At 73.0% G+C, this 22259-nt stretch carries 19 protein-coding genes and 1 pseudogene; 8 read left to right on the top strand and 12 right to left on the bottom strand.

Going from position 1 to position 22259, the window contains the following annotated elements; translation table 11 throughout:
• Positions 1 to 1227: a thiolase family protein gene (locus IF67_RS0134770; protein WP_030992524.1), complete on the bottom strand. Its 1227-nt coding sequence runs from the start codon at positions 1225 to 1227 to the stop codon at positions 1 to 3.
• A 248-nt stretch (positions 1228 to 1475) separates the two neighbouring features.
• Between IF67_RS0134770 and IF67_RS0134765 the strand changes: the two genes are divergently transcribed.
• Entirely contained in the window at positions 1476 to 2168 is a 693-nt protein-coding gene (locus IF67_RS0134765) for a PepSY domain-containing protein (RefSeq protein WP_234341542.1), read from the top strand.
• Positions 2169 to 2348: 180 nt separating this feature from the next.
• Here the strand turns inward: IF67_RS0134765 and IF67_RS0134760 are convergent, their stop codons facing one another.
• The 3 genes from IF67_RS0134760 to IF67_RS0134750 form a co-directional block, all read right to left on the bottom strand.
• Positions 2349 to 3623, bottom strand: a complete 1275-nt coding sequence (locus IF67_RS0134760; RefSeq protein WP_030992522.1) for an HRDC domain-containing protein — start codon at positions 3621 to 3623, stop codon at positions 2349 to 2351.
• A gap of 77 nt (positions 3624 to 3700) precedes the next feature.
• Positions 3701 to 4363, bottom strand: coding sequence for a response regulator transcription factor (locus tag IF67_RS0134755; RefSeq protein WP_018536954.1), 663 nt, complete (start codon positions 4361 to 4363; stop codon positions 3701 to 3703).
• Positions 4364 to 4704: 341 nt separating this feature from the next.
• Positions 4705 to 5361, bottom strand: coding sequence for a DUF3000 domain-containing protein (locus tag IF67_RS0134750; protein WP_030992521.1), 657 nt, complete (start codon positions 5359 to 5361; stop codon positions 4705 to 4707).
• Between the two features lie 147 nt (positions 5362 to 5508).
• Between IF67_RS0134750 and hemE the strand changes: the two genes are divergently transcribed.
• Positions 5509 to 6576 (top strand): uroporphyrinogen decarboxylase, encoded by a 1068-nt coding sequence (gene hemE, locus IF67_RS0134745; RefSeq protein ID WP_030992519.1) that lies wholly within the window; start codon positions 5509 to 5511, stop codon positions 6574 to 6576.
• A 66-nt stretch (positions 6577 to 6642) separates the two neighbouring features.
• On the opposite strand, the gene IF67_RS0134740 is transcribed toward hemE, so the two are convergent.
• On the bottom strand, positions 6643 to 8025 hold the full coding sequence (locus IF67_RS0134740) for an FAD-dependent oxidoreductase (protein WP_030992517.1): 1383 nt from the start codon (positions 8023 to 8025) through the stop codon (positions 6643 to 6645).
• Between the two features lie 64 nt (positions 8026 to 8089).
• Positions 8090 to 9286: a thiolase family protein gene (locus IF67_RS0134735; RefSeq protein WP_030992516.1), complete on the bottom strand. Its 1197-nt coding sequence runs from the start codon at positions 9284 to 9286 to the stop codon at positions 8090 to 8092.
• A 192-nt stretch (positions 9287 to 9478) separates the two neighbouring features.
• Between IF67_RS0134735 and hemG the strand changes: the two genes are divergently transcribed.
• Both hemG and hemQ read left to right on the top strand, forming a co-directional pair.
• The gene (gene hemG, locus IF67_RS0134730) at positions 9479 to 10942 is read left to right on the top strand and encodes a protoporphyrinogen oxidase (RefSeq protein WP_030992514.1); all 1464 of its coding nucleotides are present in this window, start codon (positions 9479 to 9481) and stop codon (positions 10940 to 10942) included.
• Positions 10943 to 10953: 11 nt separating this feature from the next.
• Entirely contained in the window at positions 10954 to 11706 is a 753-nt protein-coding gene (gene hemQ, locus IF67_RS0134725) for a hydrogen peroxide-dependent heme synthase (RefSeq protein WP_030992513.1), read from the top strand.
• A 93-nt stretch (positions 11707 to 11799) separates the two neighbouring features.
• On the opposite strand, the gene IF67_RS0134720 is transcribed toward hemQ, so the two are convergent.
• The 5 genes and pseudogenes from IF67_RS0134720 to IF67_RS0134700 form a co-directional block, all read right to left on the bottom strand.
• Complete coding sequence (locus IF67_RS0134720; RefSeq protein ID WP_030992511.1) at positions 11800 to 13488, bottom strand: alpha/beta hydrolase; 1689 nt, start codon at positions 13486 to 13488, stop codon at positions 11800 to 11802.
• Positions 13489 to 13572: 84 nt separating this feature from the next.
• Positions 13573 to 14361 (bottom strand): TIGR04222 domain-containing membrane protein, encoded by a 789-nt coding sequence (locus tag IF67_RS0134715; RefSeq protein ID WP_030992510.1) that lies wholly within the window; start codon positions 14359 to 14361, stop codon positions 13573 to 13575.
• Between the two features lie 75 nt (positions 14362 to 14436).
• The gene (locus IF67_RS0134710) at positions 14437 to 15408 is read right to left on the bottom strand and encodes a TIGR04222 domain-containing membrane protein (protein WP_030992508.1); all 972 of its coding nucleotides are present in this window, start codon (positions 15406 to 15408) and stop codon (positions 14437 to 14439) included.
• 5 nt (positions 15409 to 15413) lie between these two features.
• Positions 15414 to 16791, bottom strand: a pseudogene (locus IF67_RS46070) (DUF692 domain-containing protein).
• A 220-nt stretch (positions 16792 to 17011) separates the two neighbouring features.
• Positions 17012 to 17968, bottom strand: a complete 957-nt coding sequence (locus tag IF67_RS0134700; RefSeq protein ID WP_037840226.1) for a LysR family transcriptional regulator — start codon at positions 17966 to 17968, stop codon at positions 17012 to 17014.
• Positions 17969 to 18083: 115 nt separating this feature from the next.
• Here IF67_RS0134700 and IF67_RS0134695 point away from each other — a divergent pair, with 115 nt between their 5' ends.
• Positions 18084 to 18977: an NAD(P)H-binding protein gene (locus tag IF67_RS0134695; RefSeq protein ID WP_030992504.1), complete on the top strand. Its 894-nt coding sequence runs from the start codon at positions 18084 to 18086 to the stop codon at positions 18975 to 18977.
• 75 nt (positions 18978 to 19052) lie between these two features.
• Positions 19053 to 19418, top strand: coding sequence for a darcynin family protein (locus IF67_RS0134690; RefSeq protein ID WP_030992503.1), 366 nt, complete (start codon positions 19053 to 19055; stop codon positions 19416 to 19418).
• Positions 19419 to 19521: 103 nt separating this feature from the next.
• Here the strand turns inward: IF67_RS0134690 and IF67_RS0134685 are convergent, their stop codons facing one another.
• Positions 19522 to 20265 (bottom strand): peptidyl-tRNA hydrolase, encoded by a 744-nt coding sequence (locus IF67_RS0134685; RefSeq protein WP_030992500.1) that lies wholly within the window; start codon positions 20263 to 20265, stop codon positions 19522 to 19524.
• Positions 20266 to 20512: 247 nt separating this feature from the next.
• Here IF67_RS0134685 and IF67_RS0134680 point away from each other — a divergent pair, with 247 nt between their 5' ends.
• Both IF67_RS0134680 and IF67_RS0134675 read left to right on the top strand, forming a co-directional pair.
• Positions 20513 to 21439 carry an ATP-binding cassette domain-containing protein gene (locus IF67_RS0134680; RefSeq protein WP_030992499.1) on the top strand — a complete coding sequence of 309 codons (927 nt, stop codon included), beginning with the start codon at positions 20513 to 20515 and terminating at the stop codon, positions 21437 to 21439.
• The gene (locus tag IF67_RS0134675; protein WP_030992497.1) at positions 21436 to 22104 is read left to right on the top strand and encodes a hypothetical protein; all 669 of its coding nucleotides are present in this window, start codon (positions 21436 to 21438) and stop codon (positions 22102 to 22104) included. Before IF67_RS0134680 ends, IF67_RS0134675 begins: the two co-directional genes overlap by 4 nt.
• Positions 22105 to 22259 lie beyond the last annotated feature (155 nt).

Below are 22259 nucleotides of genomic sequence, written 5' to 3'. Positions count from 1 at the left end.
TCACTTGCTGCCTCCGGCGTCCTTGTGGTTCGGGTTCTCCCAGATGACCGTCGCGCCCATGCCGAAGCCGACGCACATGGTGGTCAGGCCGTAGCGGACCTCCGGCTGCTCCTCGAACTGCCGGGCCAGCTGCGTCATCAGACGGACACCGGAGGAGGCCAGCGGGTGGCCGAAGGCGATGGCGCCGCCGTACTGGTTGACGCGCGCGTCGTCGTCGGCGATGCCGTAGTGGTCGAGGAAGGCGAGCACCTGCACGGCGAACGCCTCGTTGACCTCGAACAGGTCGATGTCCTCGATGCCGAGGCCCGCCTTGGCGAGGGCCTTCTCGGTGGCCGGGATCGGGCCGTAGCCCATGACCTCGGGCTCGACGCCCGCGAAGGCGTAGGAGACCAGGCGCATCTTGACCGGGAGGTCGTTCTCCCGCGCGAAGTCCTCGGAGGCGAGGATCGAGGCGGTGGCGCCGTCGTTGAGACCCGCGGCGTTGCCGGCCGTGACGCGGCCGTGCGCACGGAACGGCGTCTTCAGGCCGGTGAGGTTCTCCAGGGTCGTGCCCGGACGCATCGGCTCGTCGGCGGTCACCAGGCCCCAGCCGGTCTCGCCGACCTCCGCGTTGGTGTTGCGCACCGAGATCGGCACCAGGTCCTGCTGGATCTTGCCGTTCGCGTACGCCTTTGCCGCCTTCTCCTGCGAGCGCACGGCGTACTCGTCGGCGCGCTGCTTGGTGATGTGCGGGTAGCGGTCGTGGAGGTTCTCCGCGGTCATGCCCATGAACAGGGCGGACTCGTCGACGAGCTTCTCGCTGACGAACCGCGGGTTCGGGTCGACGGCCTCGCCCATGGGGTGGCGCCCCATGTGCTCGACACCGCCGGCGATGACGGCGTCGTACGCACCGAAGGCGATGGAGCCGGCGGTGGCGGTGACGGCGGTCAGCGCACCGGCACACATGCGGTCGATGGAGTAACCGGGCACGGACTGCGGCAGGCCGGCGAGGATGCCGGCCGTACGGCCGAGGGTCAGGCCCTGGTCACCGATCTGGGTGGTGGCGGCGATGGCGACCTCGTCGATCTTCGCGGGGTCCAGGGCCGGGTTGCGGCGCAGCAGCTCCCGGATGGCCTTCACGACGAGATCGTCGGCGCGGGTCTCGTGGTAGATGCCCTTCGGGCCCGCCTTGCCGAACGGGGTGCGGACGCCGTCTACGAAGACGACGTCCCTAGCGGTACGAGGCACGTTGGCTCTCCTCCAGGTGCGGGATGGCACTGCTGCGGGGCGCCCCGGGGGACGCTTCACACCGACATGCTACTTACGGGTAACCAAGCTGCACACCCCCACCGCCCGGAGCGGTGAAGGTCACACCGGATGGAGGCGCCGCTCACCCCGCTCCCGACCGGCTTCCGGCGGTGAACGGCCGATCGAAAACGACTGAATGCCGCCGAGTCTTGGCGCAATTCATCCCATTACGCACTTAAAGTGCCCATATGGATACGAACAGGAGTGGTGTCGTGATCCGGCGCGGGCGTCCGGCGGGGCCGCGCGCGATCGGTCTGGTCTGCGCCGTCGCCGCCGTGGGTGCGCTGCTGTCGGGCTGCGGGACAAGCGACAAGGCCGACACGGGAAGCCCCGGCGCGGTCCCCTCGCGGGCGGTGCCCGCCTCCGCCCCCGCCTCCCCGAGCGGCTCGCTCAGCGAGGACCGGGCCCGGCGAAAGGCCCTGATCCCCAAGGCCAAGGTGGACTACGAGCAGGCGCTGAAGGCGGGGGTCGCTGCCGTCCCCGCCTCGGAGGCGATCGCCGCGGAGCTCAAGGGGTCGCCCGACGCCCCCTATTGGAGCATCGTGGTCGCGACGGATGACGGGACGGTGTCCGCCGTCCGCGTCGATGCCGTCTCCGGAAAGGCGGCTCAGCCGCACACCCAGTCCGACGACCCCGACGACAAGAAGCAGCTGGCCGCCCGGCTGTCCAAGGCCAAGGTCACGGCCCAGCAGGCCGCCAAGACGGCCACCGAGAAGACGAAGGGCACCGTCACCACCATCGGACTCGGCGACGCCGACAACGGGGGCGACACGGCGGCCTGGACCGTGGGCGTCGTGACCCCCGACGACTGGAACCAGACGATGTACGAGATCGACGCGGCCACCGGCAAGGTCCTGTCGATGCACGTCAGCGAGGACTGAGTCCCGCCGCACGGACTGCCCCGGCGCCCTCCTCCCGTCCGGGAGAGGGCGCCGGTCCCGTGCCGCGCCGTGACGACGGGAGGGGAATCCCGCCGTCACGGCGGCCGGTTACCGCGACGAGGGCATGCGGCGGAGCGACGGCGGGCGGCACGGCGTACGGGAGCCGGGCCGCTGCCGGCGTCAGTCGGTGTCCGTCAGCAGCGCCTCGGTGAGGATCGGCGCGACCTGCTCGATCTGCCAGGGGCGGGCGCCATGGCCCGTCAGCACCTCGGCGACCGACTCCCGGGTCGGCTCGGCCGGCGGTTCCCAGCACAGCCGGCGCACCGTGTCCGGAGTGATCAGATTCTCCTGCGGGAGATTCAGGCTCTCGGCGAGCGAGGTGACCGCGGCGCGGGCGGCCGACAGCCGGGCCGCGGCGACCGGGTCCTTGTCGGCCCAGGCGCGGGGCGGCGGCGGGCCGTTGAGCGGCTGGCCGGGCTGCGGCAGCTCGTTCTCGGCCAGCGCGCGGGCGCGGTCGACGGCGGCCTGCCACTGCTCCAGCTGCCGGCGGCCCATGCGGTGGCCGAAACCGGGCAGCGCGGCCAGCGCATGGCTGTTCGCCGGCAGATTCAGCGCCGCCTCCACGATCGCGGCGTCACCGAGCACCTTGCCCGGTGAGACGTCGCGCCGCTGGGCCACCTGGTCACGGGCCGTCCACAGCTCCCGTACGACGGCCATCTGGCGGCGCCGGCGGACCTTGTGCATGCCGGATGTGCGGCGCCAGGGGTCCTTGCGGGGCGGTGGCGGGGGAGCGGCGGCGATCGCCGCGAACTCCTGCCGGGCCCACTCCAGCTTCCCTTGCTGCGTCAGCTCCTCCTCCAGCGCGTCGCGCAGATCCACCAGCAGCTCGACGTCGAGCGCGGCATAGCGCAGCCACGGCTCGGGCAGCGGGCGGGTGGACCAGTCGACGGCGGAGTGGCCCTTCTCCAGAGCGAAGCCGAGAACGTTCTCGACCATGGCACCCAGGCCGACCCGGGCGAAGCCGGCCAGCCGTCCGGCCAGCTCGGTGTCGAACAGCCGGGTGGGAACCATCCCTATGTCACGCAGGCACGGCAGGTCCTGGGTGGCGGCGTGCAGCACCCACTCGGTGTCGCCGATCGCCTCGCCCAGTGCCGACAGGTCGGGGCAGCCGACCGGGTCGATCAGCACGCTGCCGGCACCTTCGCGGCGCAGCTGTACGAGGTAGGCGCGCTGGCCGTAGCGGTAGCCCGAGGCCCGCTCGGCGTCGACGGCCACCGGGCCCCTACCGGCCGCGAAAGCGGCCACGATCTCGGCGAGTGCCTCGTCCGTGGCGGTCACCGGGGGGATGCCCTCGCGGGGCTCCAGGAGAGGGACCGGCGCCGGTCGGGAATCCGGAGGCGAGTCTCCGGTCGCTCGCAGTGTCGTGTCTGCTGCGGTCTTTTGGGCGTCGGTCACCAGTCAAGGGTATCTGTGTATGCACGTCGCCCGTCGAGGGAACGTTCCCTCGACGGGCGAGCCGGTCGGATGAACGGTCAGTGAATGATGCCGGTGCGCAGTGCCACCGCCACCATTCCGGCCCGGTCACCGGTGCCGAGCTTGCGTGCGATGCGGGCCAAGTGGCTCTTCACGGTCAGTGCCGACAGCCCCATCGAGACGCCGATGGCCTTGTTGGACTGGCCCTCCGCCACCAGCCGCAACACCTCGACCTCGCGGCCCGACAGCTCCCGGTAGCCGCCGGGGTGGCCGGGGGCGCCCGGAGGACGACGCTGCATACGGGCCGCGTTGGCGCCGATCGGCGAGGTGCCGGGGCGGCCGGGAAGGCCCAGGTTGGTGCGGGTACCGGTGACGACATAGCCCTTGACGCCGCCGGCCAGGGCGTTGCGTACGGCGCCGATGTCGTCGGCCGCGGACAGCGCGAGGCCGTTGGGCCATCCCGCCGCCCGGGTCTCGGACAGGAGCGTGAGGCCGGAGCCGTCGGGAAGGTGGACGTCGGCAACGCAGATGTCGCGTGGGTTGCCGACGCGGGGACGGGCCTCCGCGATGGACGACGCCTCGATCACGTCACGCACTCCGAGAGCCCACAGGTGGCGGGTGACGGTGGAGCGGACGCGAGGGTCGGCCACGACGACCATGGCCGTCGGCTTGTTCGGGCGGTAGGCGACCAGGCTCGAAGGTTGCTCGAGGAGAACAGACACCGGGCCTCCTGGGGGGAGTGGCGGGGGACGGAATCCGGCTGGGGGGAGCCGGAATGATCCGTGTTTGAAGGGTCACTGACCTCTTCGGCAGTAATCCGGCGGGACTTTAGACTTTGATCACGATTTAGTTAGGGGCAATTCGGGCAAATCGGATGCGTGATCGATCAGAGGTGAGCATTCGGTGTGCATCGAGATGATCAAAGCCGTACGCGCTGCCGCCCGGACTGCTTGCGGCAGGCGGCGGCGCGGTGATCATGGCGTCGGCCGGGCAGGAACGATCACTGGGACCGGCTCTGTACAAACATGATCACCGCGGCTCGGACCGCAAGGAAAAGCGCAGCTCAGCGGGGCTGTGCGCCACGACGCTGCGGCAGCGGGACGATTCCGCCGCGCGGCGTCATGTCGAGCGTGGCCGGCGGTAGGCCCGCGACCTGGCACAGCAGATCGCACCACGCCGACAGATGCACCGCCAGCTCCGGCACTCCGTCGGGCCCTTCGGCCGGTGTCCATGACGCCCGGATCTCGATCTGGGTCGCGGGCTCACGCGCCGCCAGCCCGCCGAAGTAGTGCGAGCCGGCTCGGGTGACCGTCCCGCTCGGTGCGCCGTAGCGCACCCCGCGCGCATCCAGCGCACCCGTGAGCCAGGACCACGACACCTCCGGCAACAGCGGATCGGCGCCCATCTCCGGCTCCAGCTCCGCCCGCGCCAGCGTCACCACCCGGAAGGTGCCCTGCCAGGTGTCGTCGCCGGCCGGGTTGTGCAGCACCACCAGCCGGCCGTCCGCCAGATCCTTGTCCTCGCCGTCCGGACCGGATCCGCGCTCGACGACCGCCGCCTCCAGCGCATACGCATACGGGGCGAGCCGTTTCGGGGCGGGCGTAGGGTCGATCTCGATCTCCGGCCGCAGTCGTGCCGCGCGGAGCGCCTCGACCGCGTTACGGAAGGGGATCGGGGCCTCGTCCGCGCTGTCCGCGAGGTGTTCGTGAGCCGCAGCCATGCCCGGAAGATTAGGCGGAACCGGGCCCGCATACGGGGAGGACACCCGGTGCGCGCGTCGCCCATTCGGAGGCGCCCCCGGGCGCATGCGGAGATATCGGCCACCTGGCCAATTCGGCGGGGGTGCCGTCGTGCGAAGATTTGGGGCGTGAGCGCCAACGAATGCCCCACGGGCCAGCAGCAGACCGGTACGCACGACTCGGCTTTCCTCAAGGCATGCCGGCGTGAGCCGGTGCCGCACACGCCGGTGTGGTTCATGCGTCAGGCCGGGCGCTCACTCCCCGAGTACCGCAAGGTCCGCGAGGGCATCGCGATGCTCGACTCCTGCATGCGGCCCGAACTGGTCACCGAGATCACGCTCCAGCCCGTGCGCCGCCACAACGTCGACGCCGCCATCTACTTCAGCGACATCGTCGTCCCCCTCAAGGCCATCGGTATCGACCTCGACATCAAGCCCGGTGTCGGCCCGGTCGTCGAGAACCCGATCCGCACCCGCGCCGACCTGGAGCAGCTGCGCACCCTCGAGCCCGGTGACGTCTCGTACGTCACCGAGGCCATCGGGATGCTGGTCCGCGAGCTGGGCAGCACGCCGCTGATCGGCTTCGCCGGCGCGCCCTTCACGCTTGCCAGCTACCTCGTCGAGGGGGGCCCGTCGCGCAACCACGAGCGCACCAAGGCCCTCATGTACGGCGACCCGCAGCTGTGGGCCGACCTGCTGGACCGCCTCGCCGACATCACCTCCGCCTTCCTCAAGGTCCAGATCGAGGCCGGGGCGAGCGCCGTCCAGCTCTTCGACTCCTGGGTCGGCGCGCTCTCGCCGGCCGACTACCGCCGCTCCGTGATGCCCGCCTCCACCAAGGTCTTGCAGGCGGTCGAGGGCCATGGCGTCCCGCGGATCCACTTCGGCGTCGGCACCGGAGAACTCCTCGGCCTGCTGGGCGAGGCGGGCGCGGATGTCGTGGGCGTCGACTGGCGGGTGCCGCTGGACGAGGCGGCCCGCCGCGTCGGTGCCGGCAAGGCGTTGCAGGGCAACATCGACCCGGCCGTGCTCTTCGCGCCCCGCGAGGCCGTCGAGACCAAGGCCCGTGAGGTCCTCGACGCGGCCGCCGGCCTGGAAGGCCACATCTTCAACCTCGGCCACGGTGTACTGCCCTCCACCGACCCGGACGCGCTGACCCGCCTCGTCGAATACGTCCACACGCAGACGGCCCGCTGAGCGGAACCGGAGGGCCACGGCCGAACCGGGACGGGAAGACGAGAAAGGGCCTGCGGTGCCGGACCGTCAGGCCCCGGCGTCCCGTACGGCGGCCGTGGCCTTGCGGGCCGCTACCAGGACGGGGTCCCAGACCGGCGAGAACGGCGGGGCATAGCCGAGGTCGAGGGCGGTCATCTGCTCCACGGTCATTCCGGCCGTCAGCGCGACGGCCGCGACGTCCACCCGCTTGCCCGCACCCTCACGGCCGACGATCTGCACACCCAGCAGCCGGCCCGTACGGCGTTCGGCGAGCATCTTGACGTGCATCGGGCGGGCGCCGGGGTAGTAGCCGGCGCGGTTGGTGGCCTCGACGGTCACCGTCACGAAGCGCAGACCGACGGCGTGCGCCTGCCGTTCCAGCAGCCCCGTCCGGGCGATCTCCAGATCACAGACCTTGCTGACGGCCGTGCCGACCACACCGGGGAAGGTCGCATAACCGCCGCCCACATTGGCGCCGATGACCTGTCCGTGCTTGTTGGCATGGGTGCCCAGCGCGATATGGCGCAGCTGTCCGGAGACCAGGTCGAGGACCTCGACACAGTCGCCGCCCGCCCAGATGTGCTCCTGGCCGCGGACCCGCATCCCGAGGTCGGTGAGCAGCCCGCCGGACTCGCCCAGCGGCAGCCCGGCCGCGGCGGCGAGCGTGGTCTCGGGGCGTACGCCCAGGCCCAGCACGACCACATCCGCCGGGTACTCGGCATCCTCGGCGGTGACCGCGCGGGCCCTGCCGTCCCCGTCGGTCAGCACGCCGGTGACGGTCGCCCCGCGCACCGTCTCGATGCCCATCGCGCACATCGCCTGATGGACGAGCGCGCCCATGTCCGGGTCGAGGGTGGACATGGGCTGGGCGCTCTGCTCCAGGACGGTGACCTCGTAGTCGCGGCGGATCAGCGCCTCGGCCATCTCCACACCGATGTAGCCGGCACCCACGACGACCGCCCGCCTGCCCGGTGCGGCGTCCAGGGAGTCCAGCAGCGCCCGGCCGTCGTCGAGGGTCTGCACGCCGTGCACACCGGGTGCGTCGATCCCCGGCAGGTCGGGGCGGCGGGGGCGGGCGCCGGTCGCCAGCACCAGCTTGTCGAAGCCGGTCCATGACTCCCGGCCGCCGTTGTCCAGCTCCCGGGTGCGTACCCGGCCGCGTTCCAGGTCGAGTTCGGTGACCTCGTGGCGCATCCGCAGATCGATGTCCCGGGCGCGGTGCTCCTCCGGCGTCCGGGCGATCAGCGCGTCCGGGCCGTCGGCCTCGCCGCCCACCCAGTAGGGGATGCCGCAGGCGGAGTACGAGGCGAAGTGGCTGCGCTCGAACGCGGTGACCGCCAGCTCGACGGGCCTCCTCAGGCGGCGTGCCTGCGAGGCGGCCGCCATCCCCGTCGCATCGCCCCCGACGATCACCAACTGCTCCGCCGTCATGCCGTGGCTCCTTCGTCGTATGCATGCTCCGCCGTGCCGCTTCGCACGGTATTGCCCAGGGGCCTCAGCGCTCCAGGACCAGCGCCAGCCCCTGCCCCACGCCGATGCACAGCGCGGCGAGCCCCGTACCCGAGCCGAGGGCGGCGAGCTGGTGGGCCACCGACCCCGCGAGTCGGGCTCCGGAGGCCCCCAGCGGGTGGCCGATGGCGATGGCGCCGCCGCGCGGATTCACCACGGCCGGGTCCAGCTCGGGCCACTGCCCGATGCAGCCCAACGCCTGGGCCGCGAACGCCTCGTTGAGCTCGAACGTCGCCACCTCGTCGAAGTCCCGCCCGGACCGCTCCAGCGCACGCCGCACCGCCTCCACCGGCCCCAGACCGAACAGCTGCGGCTCGACGCCGGTCACCGCACTCGCGCGGATACGGGCCAGCGGTTCGCGCCCCGTGGCCCGCAGCCCCTCCTCGTCGACCAGCAGCAGCGCGGCCGCACCGTCGTTGAGCGGTGAGGAGTTCCCGGCGGTGACCGTGCCTCCCGCCGTACGGAACACCGGCTTCAGCTTGGACAGCGATTCCAGGGAGGACGCCTCACGGATCGTCTCGTCCCGCACGAGCTCGACCTCCGGCAGCGGCACGACCTCCGCGTCGTAGGCGCCCTCCCGCCAGGAGCGGACCGCCTTCTGGTGGCTGGCCAGCGCGAAGACGTCCTGCTGCTCGCGGGTGATGCCGTGCTGGTCGGCGATCAGCTCGGCGCCCTCGCCCAGCGCGACGGTCCACTCCGGGGCCATCCGTGGATTGACCATGCGCCAGCCCAGCGTCGAGGAGAACATCTCCTGATGGCCCGCGGGGAAGGCGCGTTCGGGCTTGCGCAGCACATAGGGCGCACGGCTCATCGACTCCACACCGCCCGCCACCGCGATATGCGCATCGCCGTGCGCAATGGCGCGGGCCGCCTGGATGACCGCCTCCAGACCGGACCCGCACAGCCGGTTCACGGTCACGCCGGGGACGGTCACCGGCAGCCCGGCGAGGAGTACCGCCATCCGCGCCACATTGCGGTTGTCCTCGCCCGCGCCGTTCGCGTCCCCGAAACAGACGTCGTCGATCCGCGCCGGATCGAGGTCCGGGGTGCGGTCCACCAGGGCCTTGACCACATGGGCCGCGAGATCGTCCGGCCGGATCGCGGCCAGCGCGCCGCCGTACTTGCCGACGGGGGTCCGTACGGCGTCGACGATGTACACATCCCGTACGCGTGGGTCGGTCATCAGGCCCTGCCTCGCTGTCCCGGTTCGACGGTCGGCGGGCGGTACGAAGATCGCCACCCGCCGACCAAGAGTCTTTGCCCGCCGCTGCCCGCTGTCAACGGGGCTCCCGGTCACCTTGCCCGGCCGCCGCGGACGTGGCGCGGAGCGTGATCCGGCCCCGGTCCGGTCGGCGTGCTCTGAGAGAGTGGGGGCATGAGCGCAGCGCACACCCGTACGGGCCACGGGCCCGGCAGCACCGGTCACGTGGTCGTCATCGGTGGAGGCATCTCCGGGCTGGCGGCGGCGCACCGGCTGCTCGAAGGCGGCGCCCGGGTGACCGTCCTGGAGGCGGCGGACCGGCTGGGCGGCAAGCTGTACGCGGGCGAGATCGAGGGCGTACCGGTCGATCTGGGTGCCGAATCGATGCTGGCCCGGCGGCCGGAGGCGGTGGAACTCGCGCGCGCCGTCGGGATCGGCGACCGGCTCCAGCCGCCCACCACGGCGACGGCGTCCTTGTGGACGCGCGGCGCGCTGCGCCCGATGCCCAAGGGCCATGTCATGGGCGTCCCCGGCGACCTCGGTCCGCTCGCCGCCTCCGGTGTCATCTCCCCGGAGGGCCTCGCCCGTATCGACGAGGACACCCGGCTGCCGCGCACGGAGGTCGGCGAGGACGTTGCCGTCGGCGCCTACGTCGCCGAACGTCTGGGCCGCGAGGTCGTCGACCGGCTCGTGGAGCCCCTCCTCGGCGGGGTGTACGCGGGCGACGCCTACCAGATCTCGATGCGTGCCGCCGTTCCCCCGCTGTTCGAGGCCGCGCGGACGAACCGTTCGCTGCTCGACGGCGTCCGGGGCATTCAGGCGCGGTCCGCCGCTGCCGTCCACCAGGCCGGGGCCGCCGCGACCGGCCCCGTCTTCATGGGCATCGAGGGCGGCATCGGGACGCTGCCGGGCGCGGTGGCCGATGCCGTACGGGCCAAGGGCGGCGAGATCCGTACGGGCACCGCAGTCACCGCGGTGCGGCGGTCCTCCCAGGGCTGGCAGCTCGACCTCGACGGTGCCGCGCTCACCGCGGACGCCGTCGTCCTCGCCACCCCCGCGCACGCCACGGCCCGCCTCCTCGCCCCCGTCTGCGGGCCGGCCGCGGCCGAGCTGAACTCCGTCGAGTACGCCTCCATGGCGCTGGTGACCATGGCCTTCCGCCGGGCGGACGTCGAGGAGCGGCTGACCGGCAGCGGCTTCCTCGTACCGCCCGTGGACGGCCGCAAGATCAAGGCGTCCACCTTCTCGAGCAACAAGTGGGGCTGGGCCGGCGGCTTCGACCCGGACCTCTTCGTGCTGCGTACCTCCATCGGCCGCCACGGCGACGAGGCGGACCTGGCGCGCGAGGACTCCGAACTGGCCGGTTTCTCGCGGGCGGACCTGCGGGAGGCGGTCGGGCTGACCGCCGCGCCGGTCGCCTCCCGGGTCACCCGCTGGGACGGCGGGCTGCCCCAGTACCCGGTCGGCCACCTGGAGCGGGTGGGCCGGATCCAGGACGCCGTGGCGCAGCTTCCGGGCCTGCGGGTGTGCGGTGCGCTCTATACGGGCGTCGGCATCCCGGCCTGTATCGCCTCGGCCCGCACGGCCGCCGACGACATCCTCGCCACCCTGCGCCCGGACTCCGTCCCCGCCGAGTGAGAATGGACGACATGACAGACGCTTCCACTCCCGCTTCCGCACCGCAGGCACCCGCGGCGCCCGAGAAGGTTCCGCACGCCGGCAAGAAGGCCAAGGACCTCAACGAGATCATCCGCTACACCCTCTGGTCGGTGTTCAAGCTGCGCGACGTCCTCCCGGACGACCGCGGCGGCTATGCCGAGGAGGTCGAGGAGCTGTTCGCGCAGCTCGCGGCCAAGGACGTGGTGGTCCGCGGCACCTATGACGTGTCCGGCCTGCGCGCCGACGCCGACGTGATGATCTGGTGGCACTCGGAGAGCTCGGACGCTCTCCAGGAGGCGTACAACCTCTTCCGCCGTACCCGTCTGGGCCGTGCGCTGGAGCCGGTGTGGTCGAACATGGCGCTGCACCGCCCCGCCGAGTTCAACAAGTCGCACATCCCGGCCTTCCTGGCCGACGAGCAGCCGCGCGCCTATGTGAGCGTCTACCCCTTCGTGCGCTCCTACGAGTGGTACCTCCTCCCCGACGAGGACCGCCGCCGCATGCTGGCCGACCACGGCAAGATGGCCCGCGGCTTCCCGGACGTGCGCGCCAACACCGTGCCGTCGTTCTCGCTCGGCGACTACGAGTGGGTGCTGGCCTTCGAGGCCGATGAGCTCTACCGCATCGTCGACCTGATGCGTCATCTGCGCGGCTCCGAGGCGCGGATGCACGTCCGCGAGGAGATCCCGTTCTACACCGGGCGCCGCAAGCCGCTCTCCGAGCTGGTCGCGGGTCTGGCGTAACCGGACGGGCGGTGCGCCCGGCCGGGCGCACACACCGCACACAGCGCCACGGGCCGCCCCCGAGAGGGCGGCCCGTGGCGTATGCGGTCCCGGTTACTTCCCCGGCAGCGCGTGCTGCGCCCGGGTCGCCTGCTGGCCCGGCACCGGCTCCGCCCGCGGCCCGCAGTACACCCGGTGCGCCGGGATCTTCCCGCGCAGCAGATACGCCTCGGCGTGCTTGTTCACGCAGGCGTTGTCACCGAACGCGATGCCGTGGGTGCCCGACCTGTTCTCGGTCACCAGCGAGGAGCCGGGCAGCCGCCGCTGCAACTCCAGTGCCCCTCGGTACGGCGTTGCCGCGTCCCGCTCGGCCGCCAGCAGCAGCACCGGCGGCAGCGCGCCGGGCTCCGTGTGGATGTCGAGCGGACTGCGCGGACCGTGGAGCGCCTCGTCGAATTCGGTCGAGGCCGCACGGCCGGCGACCTCGGCCAGGTCCGCTCCGCCGGCGTGGCCGTCCGCCCGGTGCACCGCGGCGGCGAGCTCGGCCGAGGCCGTCTGCGTCCGGTCGGGCCAGAAGGCGCACGGCAGGTTCATCCACGCGTTGTCCCAGGTCTCGAACGGCGCGGTCCGGGCGATCTCCGTGTTGTCCCGTTCCCAGGTCCGCCAGTCGTGCGGCCAGCGCGCGTCATTGCACTCCACGGCGGTGTAGACGGCGTTGCCGTTCTCCTCGGCCTGGGCACCGCCGGAGCGCGGCATGGCCTGGGCGATCAGCGGCTTGGGGTCGCCGTGCAGATACCCCGAGAGCGCCTCGGCGCGCATCGGCCAGAAGGCGTCGTTGTAACCGGTCTTGAGGAACGCCGACTGGAGCTGGCCGGCGCCGATCTTCCCGTTGAGCGGATGGTGGCGCAGCTTGTTCGCGGCCGAGTCGTAGGCGTGCTGCACGGCCCGCACGGTCGTGCCGAGGCGGTAGTGGCTGTTGTGCCGGGCGGTCCAGCGCAGGAAGTCGCTCCAGCGGCGCTGGAAGGAGACGTCCTGGTCGAGGTTGTTGCGGTACCAGATCTGCCGGGGCGCGGGGTTGACGACACTGTCGAAGAGCATCCGCCGGACGTGGCCGGGGAAGAGCGTCGCATAGACCGCGGCGAAGTACGTCCCGTACGAGGCGCCCATGAAATTCAGCTTCTTCTCGCCGAGCGCGGCCCGCAGCATGTCCAGATCGCGGGCATTGTTCACGGAGTTGTAGTAGGGCAGGTCCGCACCGGCCCGGCGGACGCAGCCGCGGGCGTACTCCCTGGCCTCGGCCACCTTCCGGCGCTTGAAGGCCGCATCGGGGTGGGTCCGGCTGTCGGTGGGCGCCTTGGCGAACTCCTTGGGGTCCTGGCACGACAGCGGCGCCGAGCGGCCCACACCGCGTGGCGCATAGCCCACGAAGTCGTAGGCGCGGGCCAGCTTGCTCCACTTGGGGAGCCCGCCGTAGAGCGGGAACTCCATGCTGGAGGCGCCGGGGCCGCCGGGGTTGAAGACCAGGGAACCCTGCCGTTCGCCGCGCGCGGTGGCCCGGACCCGGCTGACGGTCAGGTGGATCTTCTTGCCGTCGGGGCGCGCATAGTCGAGGGGAACGGTGAGTCTGCCGCACTCGACGGTCGACGGCAGATGCTCCACCGGTGCACAGCGGCCGAAGCCGATGCGGTGCGCCACGGGTGCGGGTGGCGCTGCGGTGGCCCCCGTGGCGCCGCCTGCCGGGGCAGTGGCGAGGGCTGTCACCAACAGCGACCCGATGGTGCCGTACAACGCAAGTGCTCTCACTGGCCGTCCCTTCGTGTGTGCATACAAAAGGGATAGTTGGGGCGGCGATTGTCGATGTAAAGCACCTGGCACCGGTGTCGGAGGCTATGCCCCGGAAGAGTGGAGCGCGGCGCGCAACGTGGGGTCGGTGAGGGCTACAGGGCCTCGGAGGGCGAAAGAGGTGAGTGAGGCAGGAGCGGCGGGGGAGTCGGAAGTGCTGGGCAGTTGCCGTTCGCCCGCGTGGGTGGCCCACTCGCTGTACGGGTGGAGCTCGAAGCGGGCCACGGCCCAGGTGCCGAGGGTGACGATCAGCGGGAGCGCGAACCAGGCCAGCAGCGGCCCGTGGTCCGCACCGGACGGCGCCGTCCCGTAGGAGGCGGCGGCGGACAGCGGCACCAGGAGAGCGGCGCCCTGTACCAGGCGGACGGCGGTGGCGATGCCCGGGCGGGCCGCGACGGGCAGCGCGAGCCCGTCGGTCACCAGCCGGTCGGCCACCTCCCGCACCGCGTCGTCGCCGGCCAGGGCGTCCCGTATCGCCGGTATGCGGCGCTGCCCTTCGGGCCCGATGGCGCTCAGCGTGGCGCGCTCGACGGCGTCCTTGCCGACCGGGTCGACGACGGTCGCCCAGCCGGTGTCGGCGAGCAGCAGCCGCCGTTGCTGGGCCATCAGCACCAGGACCAGATCGGCGAGCCGGTGCGGGCCACCGGAGAGGTAGGCCATCTCGTAGAGGGTCAGTCCGGGGCGGTGGCCCCCGTCGGCCGGATCCGGGACGGCCCCGGCTGCCGCCTCCGGGGCCGGGCGGGTGGTGCGCGCGGCGGCGACCGCGGCACGGCAGAGGAGCGCACAGGACAGCACCGCCGCAGCCGAGGCGATGAGAAAGAAAAGGAGCCACATGACCGTGGTTCTACGGGATCAGTACAAAAACCGCCACAAAATTTCTCATCATACGGGCGCCACGGATGCCGGCCCTCAGCCGCCGCCGCAGCCCCCGCCCCCACAGCCTGAACCGCCGCCGCAGCTCGAACCACCCCCGCACGACGAGCCGCTGCCGCAGGAGGCACCGCTGCTGCCGCAGCCGGACCCGGAACCGCCGTCGGAGGAGCCGCACCAGGAGCCGCCCTCGCCCCCCGAGCCGCCCCCGCCGTCACCGGACGAGGAACCGCCGCCCGATGCGGCGGCCGTGGCCCGCTGTGCCTCGTCGAACTGCTGCCGCAGCAGCTCGTCCGCGATCAGCGCCGTACCGCCGAGCGCCACCACCAGCGCGGCCGGCTGCCAGGCCCCGCCCACGCCGCCGCCGGCGGAGCGGGCCGCCTTCGCGGAGCGCAGGGCGGACGATCCCGCCTTGGTGATCCGGCGGGTGAACACCTTCCCGCACAGTGCCCCCACGAAGAGACCACCGATCACCGCGGGGATCGTCCGGAGGACCGGCGGCGGCCCGGACGGGGCGTCACCGACGAAGGACAGCAGCAGCGTGACGAAGAAGAGCACCACACAGGCCGTCCGGTGGGCGCTCGCCAGCCGGCGCCAGCCACGGCCGAGCTCCGGACGCCGCAGCAGACCGCGGGCCGCCAGCCGGTCACCGACTCCCTGGACCGCCGTGCTGCGCATCGCCGTGGCGCGCAGCACGGCCAGACCGCCGCCCGGCGTCCGGGCGATGGCGTCCAGTACGGCTGCCTCGACCGCGTCGTGGCCAACGGCCTGCCGTACGGTCACCACTCCCGGGCCGCCCACCGCCAGCCGACCGTCCTCGTGCATTCCGGCGATCGCGGCGTCCACCACCCGACCGGGCCCGCCGGCGAGGAACGCCGTCTCCCACACCTCGTGTGCCAGGGCGTCCTTCCGGCGGACGGACGGCGTCCGCAGACGCACCCGGGCCGCGCCGAAGAGCAGCACCAGCGAGGAGGCACCGACCCCCAGATACACCCATGGGACGAAGGACATCGCGCTCACCTCCGGTGCAGGGCGAGCCGGACGGCACGGGCCATACGGGCCACGGGCCGTGCGGACGGCGGCTTGGGGCCCGTGCGATCACGCCACCAGCGCGTCAACTGCTGGTGGGCGGCCGGGTCTTCGGGGCGCCCCTGGGCCAGCAGATGCGCCGCGAAGTCCAGGGCGTCCTGGCGGTAGCCGCCACTCATGGGCCGGTGCCGCGCATAGCCGAGGAACGCGGCCCGGTAGCCGGCGCCGAGGATCTCGGGCAGCTCGGGCGCGACCTTGGCGACGACGGCGGCCCGCTTGGCGGTCAGCGCCCGGCTCTGCACCCGCAGCCGCGTGCGGTCGAAGCCCTCGGGGGCCGGTGTCCCGGCGACCAGCGCGGACAGCAGCGCGGTCTGCGCCAGCGCCAGCCGCTGCCGGGCGGCCTCGGTGCCCTCGGCCGTCTCGCCGCCTGCGCCGCTGCCCGTCACCGTGTCGGACGCCGGGTCGGGGACGGGGGCCGTGTCCCGCCGGCTGCGGGCGTCCGGCGCGGTCTCCGGCGCCGCTTCAGACCGCTCGGACATGGCGGGCCTCCTTCAGCACGGTGCGTATCGCATCGAGTTCACCGGCCAGCTCCCCGCCCTCGGGGAAGTCCTCGTCCCGCTCCAGCAGCACACCGGGCGGGGTGGTCCGGGCACACAGCTCCGCGAGGACGTCCAGCACAGGACGGGTCACCGGGTGGGCATGACTGTCGTGCCACACCCCGTCCCGCTCCACACCGCCCGCGACATGGACGTACGCCAGGGCCTCGATCGGCAGCTCGTCCAGGGCGACCGCCGGGTCCTCGCCCCGGTTGATGTGGTTCGTGTGGAGGTTGGCGACATCGATGAGCAGCCGCACCCCGGTCCGCTCGACGAGTTCGGTCAGGAACTGGCCCTCGGTCAGTTCCTCGCCCGGCCAGTTGATGAGGGCGGCGATGTTCTCCAGCGCCAGCGGCACCGGCAGCGCGTCCTGGGCGATGCGTACGTTCGCGCACAGCACGTCCAGCGCGTCACGAGTGCGCGGTACGGGCAGCAGATGCCCGGCCTCCATGCGCGGGGAGGCGGTGAGCCGACCGCCGGCCCGGACGAAGGCGATGTGCTCGGTGACCAGTGGGGCGCCCAGCAGCTCGGCGCGCTCGGCGAGGGCGGCCAGCCGGCCGGAGTCCGGGCGTTCGGCGCCGCCGAGGCCGAGCGAGACTCCGTGCGGGATGACGGTCGTGCCGCGCTCGCGCAGTTCCTCCAGGGCGTGCGGCAGATGGTCGGCGCAGAGGTTCTCCGCCACCACCTCGACCCAGTCCACCCCGGGCAGCTCCGCAATTTCCGCGGCGATTTCCGGCCGCCAGCCGATCCCCGTACCAAGGCGCTCCATGGCTCCCCCTCTCGCTCCGTGGTGTGGGTACTCATGGCCCCGGCACGGCTCACCGAACCCTGGAGCGGACGAGTTCAGAGGTTGATTTGAGCTTCCTGCGCGACGTCGCGGGGGCGCTCGGCGGCTCGGTGCGGCGGGGGCGCGGGCGCGCGGAGCCCGCTCGGGAAGGCCCTCGCCGCGGTGGCCCGATCCGGCCGGGGCCCGGCGCCCGGCGGGCACCTCAGCGGCCCTCCACGGCCGAGCCCGCTGGTGCGTGAAGAGTCCGGCGCACGGCGTCGCGGAGCCAGTAGTGGCCTCCGTCGGCTGCGTGGCGGGGGTGCCATGCCATGCCGACCGTCAGCGGCGGCAGGGGCAGCGGGATGTCGAGGAGGCGCAGGCCGAGGGTGGTGGCGGGGTCGGTGAGGGGGGAGGGGGCGGCGCCGGGGAGCGCGGTGGGGATGAGGCAGACGACATCGCTGCGGGCGGCGAGGGTCATCGCGGCCAGGTGGCTCGGGAGGACGACAGCGACCCGCCGCTGGAGGTTCCGCTCGGCCAGGGCGGTGTCCAGGGGGCCGGTGAAGCGGCCGCGGCGGCTCACCACGACGTGTTCGGCGGCAGCGAGCCGGTCCGGGGTCAGGGGCCCTTCGGCGAGGGGGTTGCCGGGCCGGACGGCCGCCGCCATCCGGAGGGTGACCAGCTCTTCGACCTGGGTCTCGGGATCGACGTGGTCGATGGACCCGATCTCCAGGTCGATCCGGCCCTCGCGCAGGGCCGGTCCGGCTTCCAGCTCCTCGGCCCGGAACCGCAACGACACCCCTGGCGCCTCCTGCCGCGCCAGCCGCAGCAGCCCGGGGGCGAGTGCCGCGCCGATCAGGTCGGCGGTTTGGAGGGTGAAGGTGCTGTGCAGGGCGGCGGGGTCGACGCCGGTGCCGGGAGCGAGCAGCGCTCCGAGACGGCGCACCACCGCGGCGGCCTCCTCGCGCAGGGCCTGGGCGCGGGGCGTGGGGACCATGGTCTGGCCGGCCCGGACCAGGAGGGGGTCTTGGAGGATGCGCCGGAGGCGGGCGAGCGTGCGGCTCATGGCGGCGGGGGACGTGTGCAGGCGGGCGGCGGCGCGGGTGACGCTCTGCTCGGCCAGCAGGGCGTCCAACGCGACGGCGAGTTGGGCGTCGATGACAGGGTCCGGACTGCTGCTCAAGTGCGTTATTCCATTTCAGGCAAGTATCCCGTGCTGAAGTTCCCATTGTGGCAACACTGTGGTCCTCCGCAGGATGAGGGACGTACCGATCCGGCACGCGACCCCCGAGGTTTTCATGATCGTCATCACTGCTCCCACCGGGAACATCGGCCGCCACCTGCTGCCCCTGCTCCTGGAGTCCGCCCCCGCCCACGACGAGGAATTGCGCGTGGTCGTGCGCGACCCCGCCCGGCTTCCCGATGCGGTGCGTGAACGCGTCGAGGTGATCACCGGCTCGCACGGCGACGCCGGGGTCGTCGACCGGGCTTTCGAGGGTGCGGACGCCGTGTTCTGGCTCGTTCCCCCGGACGCCTCCCTGGCCCCGCAGGACGCCTACTGCGGCTTCACCCGCCCCGCCGCGAAGGCCCTCGCCGCTCACGGCGTCGGCCACGTCGTCGGCGTCTCCGCGCTCGGCCGCGGCACCCCGCTCGCCGACCGCGCGGGACTCGTCACCGCTTCCCTCGCCATGGACGGCCTCCTCGCCGACACCGGCGTCGCCTACCGGGCCCTGGCCAACCCGTCCTTCTTCGAGAACCTCCTGGAGGAGGCCGACTCGATCCGTGAGAAGGGCGTCTTCACCGACGCCGTCGACGCGGACCGCAAGGCTCCCCTTGTTGCCGTCGCCGACATCGCGGCCGTCGCCGCCGGCCTGCTGCTGGAGCGCTCGTGGACCGGCAGCGACAGCGTCCCGGTCCTCGGGCCGCAGGACCTGTCCCCCGACGACCTGGCCCGCATCATGACCGAGCAGCTCGGCCGCCCCGTCCGCTACGAACGCCGGCCGCTCGACGAGCTGTACACCACCCTCGTCGGCTACGGCCTCAACGAGGCGTTCGTCCAGGGCATCGCCGACATGAAGCGGGCCAAGGACGAGGGTCTCGACGCGGGCGTCGCCCGCACCCCGGACACCGCCTCCCGCACCACCTTCGAACGGTGGTGCGCCGAGACCCTCAAGCCCGTCGTCCTCTCCTGAAGCCGCGCCACCCCGTCACCGGAACACACGATGCCCGCCGCACCAGAACGATCCACCACTTCGGAGGCACCCGTCATGCCCGCTGAGGCAGCCGCCCCGCCGGTCACCGCGTTCATGCTCATCAAGACCAAGCCCGAGTGGCTGGCCATGACCCCCCAGGAACGGGTGAACGCTTTCACCACCCAGGTGATCCCCGCCGTCAAGGCCAAGACCACCGGCGTCCGGTCACGCTTCTACGACACGGAGTTCTACTCCACCCGCGTCACCGACGTCTGGGTCTGGGAAGCCGACGACCACGACGCCTACCAGCTCCTCATCGACGCGCTGCGCGAAACCCCGTTCTGGGACCGCTACTTCGAGGTCGTCGACCTCCTCGTCGGCGCCGAGAACGGCTACGCCCGCACCTACGGCCTCGACCCCGTAGCCACCCTCACCACCTGATACACCGCCCGACTCGCGCTGCCGTGGTCCGCCGACGCCAAGGGGCCGGAGGGCAACGGCGCAGGGCGTGCTCGACGCAGGAGCGGCCCGCCTCTGGCCGGCGTCAGCGCGGGAGGGACCTGACGCGGTCCGCCCCTTCGGCCACCACCGTCATCCCGGGCGCGATCTCCGTGAACCCGGCATCGCGCACCACGGGCAGACCGCTGAGGGTCAGCTCCTTCCACTGCGCGCGCCCGGCGGCTCGTACGGACAGCGGGAAGCCGGCCGCGCGCCAGGTCGCCCGCTCCTCCTCGGACAGCTCCCACCAGGCCAGCTGCGCACCGTGCCCGACCTGCGCCATCTCCTTGCCCGCCGACATCTCCAGCCCGGGATTGAGCCACAGCACCGGTGCGCCCGCGGCGGGCGCACCGGGCGGCTCGGGATCGTCCAGCTCCGTGCCGGAGACCTGTAGACGCGCCAGGTCCTTCGGCCAGCCGTCCAGCGGCACCGGCGGGAAGACCCGCACCTCGGCGCGGTGGCCGGTGACGGTGATCCCCGGCAGCGCCTCGGCCCGCCGCCACTCCGCGCCGCGCGCCCGCCGCACCACCTTCCGGATCCGGGCGTCCTGCCAGTCCCGCACCGCCGCGGCCCACTCGCCGTCCCCGGCCGACCGCTCGTCCGACAGCAGCACCAGCACCGCCCGCGCCGCCGTCTCCAGCGCGTCCGTACGCGCCGGGGGCTCGGCCCGCTCGATCCGCGCGACGAGCGGCAGCACGAACTGCGGCGCCGCGTCCCGGTCGGTTTCTTCGTGGCGCAAAGGGCTGTCGGAGTCGTTGCCGGGCTGTCCGGCGGTCTCGGTGCTGGTCACCCGTTCAGTTTGCCAGCCGCCACCGACAGCGGCCCCGGCACGGCTCCTGCCTTCCCGCCCCGCCGACCCGGCTCCCGGCGGCCTCCCGGTGAGCGGAATGGCCAACTCCGGTTGCCCGTCCCGGGGTTGCCCCATGTAAGACGGGGCGGATCGCGCCCCCCGGCGGGCGCCGGGCCGCCGGTCCGGCTACCGTCGGGGACGGCGGAGCGGACGGGGCCGCCCGGAGGCAGCGGAGGTGCCGGAACGCATGAGGCTGGACGGGGTGGGGCGCCGCTACGGAGTGCGTGGCCCCTGGGTGCTGCGGGAGGTGCAGCTCGACGTGCCCGAAGGTGCGCTGCTGCGGGTCGAAGGGACCAACGGCAGCGGGAAGTCCACCTTGCTGCGGCTGCTGGCAGGGATCGACCGGCCCAGCACCGGACGTATCACCGGCCGCCCGCGCAGCGCCTATGTGCCCGAACGTTTCCCGGCCGCGCTGCCCTTCACCGCCGTCGGCTACCTCACCCACCTCGGCCGCATCCACGGCCTGCGCGGACCCGAAGCGGTCCGTCGCGCCACCGAGTGGCTCGAACGTTTCGGGGCGGCCGGCCATGCGCCCACCCGGATGGCCGAGCTGTCCAAGGGGACGAGCCAGAAGGTCGCGGTCGCCCAGGCGTTGCTCGCCGATCCCGAACTCCTGGTCCTGGACGAGGCCTGGACCGGCCTGGACCGCGGCGCGCGTGACGTGCTCGACCGCGTGGTCGCCGAACGGGTCGCGGACGGCGGCACCGTCGTGTTCGTCGACCACGACCCGCAGCGGCTGGCGGGCGCGGCCGACGCCCGCTACCGGGTCACGGACGGGCGGGTGGTGGCCCACGAGGAGAGCGGGACGGCAGCGGATGCGACGGCCGTGGCCGGTCCCTGCGTGGTCATCGAGGCCGAGGGCGCACCGCGCAGCCTGCCGGCCGCCGGAGCGCCGCAGTTGCCCGGCGGACCGGAGATCGCGCCCGGACCGGACGGGACGACCCGGCTGACGGTTCCGGCCGCGCACTCCGACGCCCTGCTGCGCGCCCTGCTCACCGCCCGTCCGCCCTGGCACATCCGCGCGGTCACCGCCGCCCCACGGCCGCACGACGCCCCCGGCACCGCCCCTGTCACCGACGATGCCCCCGCACCCGACGAGGCCCCGCTCCCGTGATCGCTCTCCTCCGCTATCAGACGGCACTGCTCCTCGGCTCCTACCGCTGGCTGCCGCCGGTCATCCTCTACGCCGTCTGGCTGACCATCGGCATCCGGAACGGCGACCCGATCCTCGGCACGTTCGGCTACGCCGCCGGCGGCCTGCTGCCAACCGCCGTATGGCTGACCCGGGTCTGTGTCACCAACGAGCCGCCGGCCGCCCGCAATTGCACCGCGGCCGCCGCCGGGCCCAGCCGGGTGCACCTCGCCTGTGTGCTGACCGCGGCCGGCACCGGGCTGTTGCTCGCACTCATCGGTACCGCAGTGGTCCTGTCGCTGTCGGACCCGCACTCCAACAACCACTACGTGGCCGTTCCGGTCCTGCCCGCGGCCTTCTCCGGGCTGCTCGCCGCGCTGGTGTGTCTGCTGATGGGCACCGCCATCGGCGCGCTGAGCAACTGGCCGGTGCTGCGCAGCACCGGCTGGAGCATTCCGACGGGCCTGATCGCCGCCCTGCTGCTGTCGGTGCTGGGCGCCTCGCCCGCCAACGCCGCCGTATCGGGACTGGTCACCGGCTCCATCCACGGGACGGTCAGCACCCCCTGGCTGCCGCTCGCCGTCACTGCCCTGATCGCGGCCGCCGCCACCGCCGCCGCCTGCGCCCTGAGTTCCCGCCGGAGCTGAGGGATTGGGCGGGCGGATGGGGCTGAGGCGCCGGGCGAACGGCCAGGGCGGGGCGCCGGAGCTGAACCGGCGCGGCCGGGACCCCCTCCGGATTTCTCCCCCGCCCCCTCCCCCCTCTCCCCCTTCGGGGGAGGGGGCGGGGGTGGGTTCGGGGG

The sequence above is a fragment of the Streptomyces sp. NRRL S-1813 genome, from assembly GCF_000719605.1.
Lineage (GTDB): Bacteria > Actinomycetota > Actinomycetes > Streptomycetales > Streptomycetaceae > Streptomyces > Streptomyces decoyicus.
The sequence above is the reverse complement of the archived record's forward strand: the minus strand, read 5'-3'. Positions and strand labels throughout refer to the sequence as shown.

Excerpts from the sequence above, each read along its gene's own strand:
- IF67_RS0134765 (WP_234341542.1), top strand. The coding sequence starts at position 1,476 with ATGGATACGAACAGGAGTGGTGTCGTGATCCGGCGCGGGCGTCCGGCG.
- IF67_RS0134750 (WP_030992521.1), bottom strand. The coding sequence starts at position 5,361 with ATGGCTGCGGCTCACGAACACCTCGCGGACAGCGCGGACGAGGCCCCG.
- IF67_RS0134740 (WP_030992517.1), bottom strand. The coding sequence starts at position 8,025 with ATGACGGCGGAGCAGTTGGTGATCGTCGGGGGCGATGCGACGGGGATG.
- IF67_RS0134735 (WP_030992516.1), bottom strand. The coding sequence starts at position 9,286 with ATGACCGACCCACGCGTACGGGATGTGTACATCGTCGACGCCGTACGG.
- hemG (WP_030992514.1), top strand. The coding sequence starts at position 9,479 with ATGAGCGCAGCGCACACCCGTACGGGCCACGGGCCCGGCAGCACCGGT.
- hemQ (WP_030992513.1), top strand. The coding sequence starts at position 10,954 with ATGACAGACGCTTCCACTCCCGCTTCCGCACCGCAGGCACCCGCGGCG.
- IF67_RS0134715 (WP_030992510.1), bottom strand. The coding sequence starts at position 14,361 with ATGTGGCTCCTTTTCTTTCTCATCGCCTCGGCTGCGGCGGTGCTGTCC.
- IF67_RS0134710 (WP_030992508.1), bottom strand. The coding sequence starts at position 15,408 with ATGTCCTTCGTCCCATGGGTGTATCTGGGGGTCGGTGCCTCCTCGCTG.
- IF67_RS0134695 (WP_030992504.1), top strand. The coding sequence starts at position 18,084 with ATGATCGTCATCACTGCTCCCACCGGGAACATCGGCCGCCACCTGCTG.
- IF67_RS0134690 (WP_030992503.1), top strand. The coding sequence starts at position 19,053 with ATGCCCGCTGAGGCAGCCGCCCCGCCGGTCACCGCGTTCATGCTCATC.
- IF67_RS0134680 (WP_030992499.1), top strand. The coding sequence starts at position 20,513 with ATGAGGCTGGACGGGGTGGGGCGCCGCTACGGAGTGCGTGGCCCCTGG.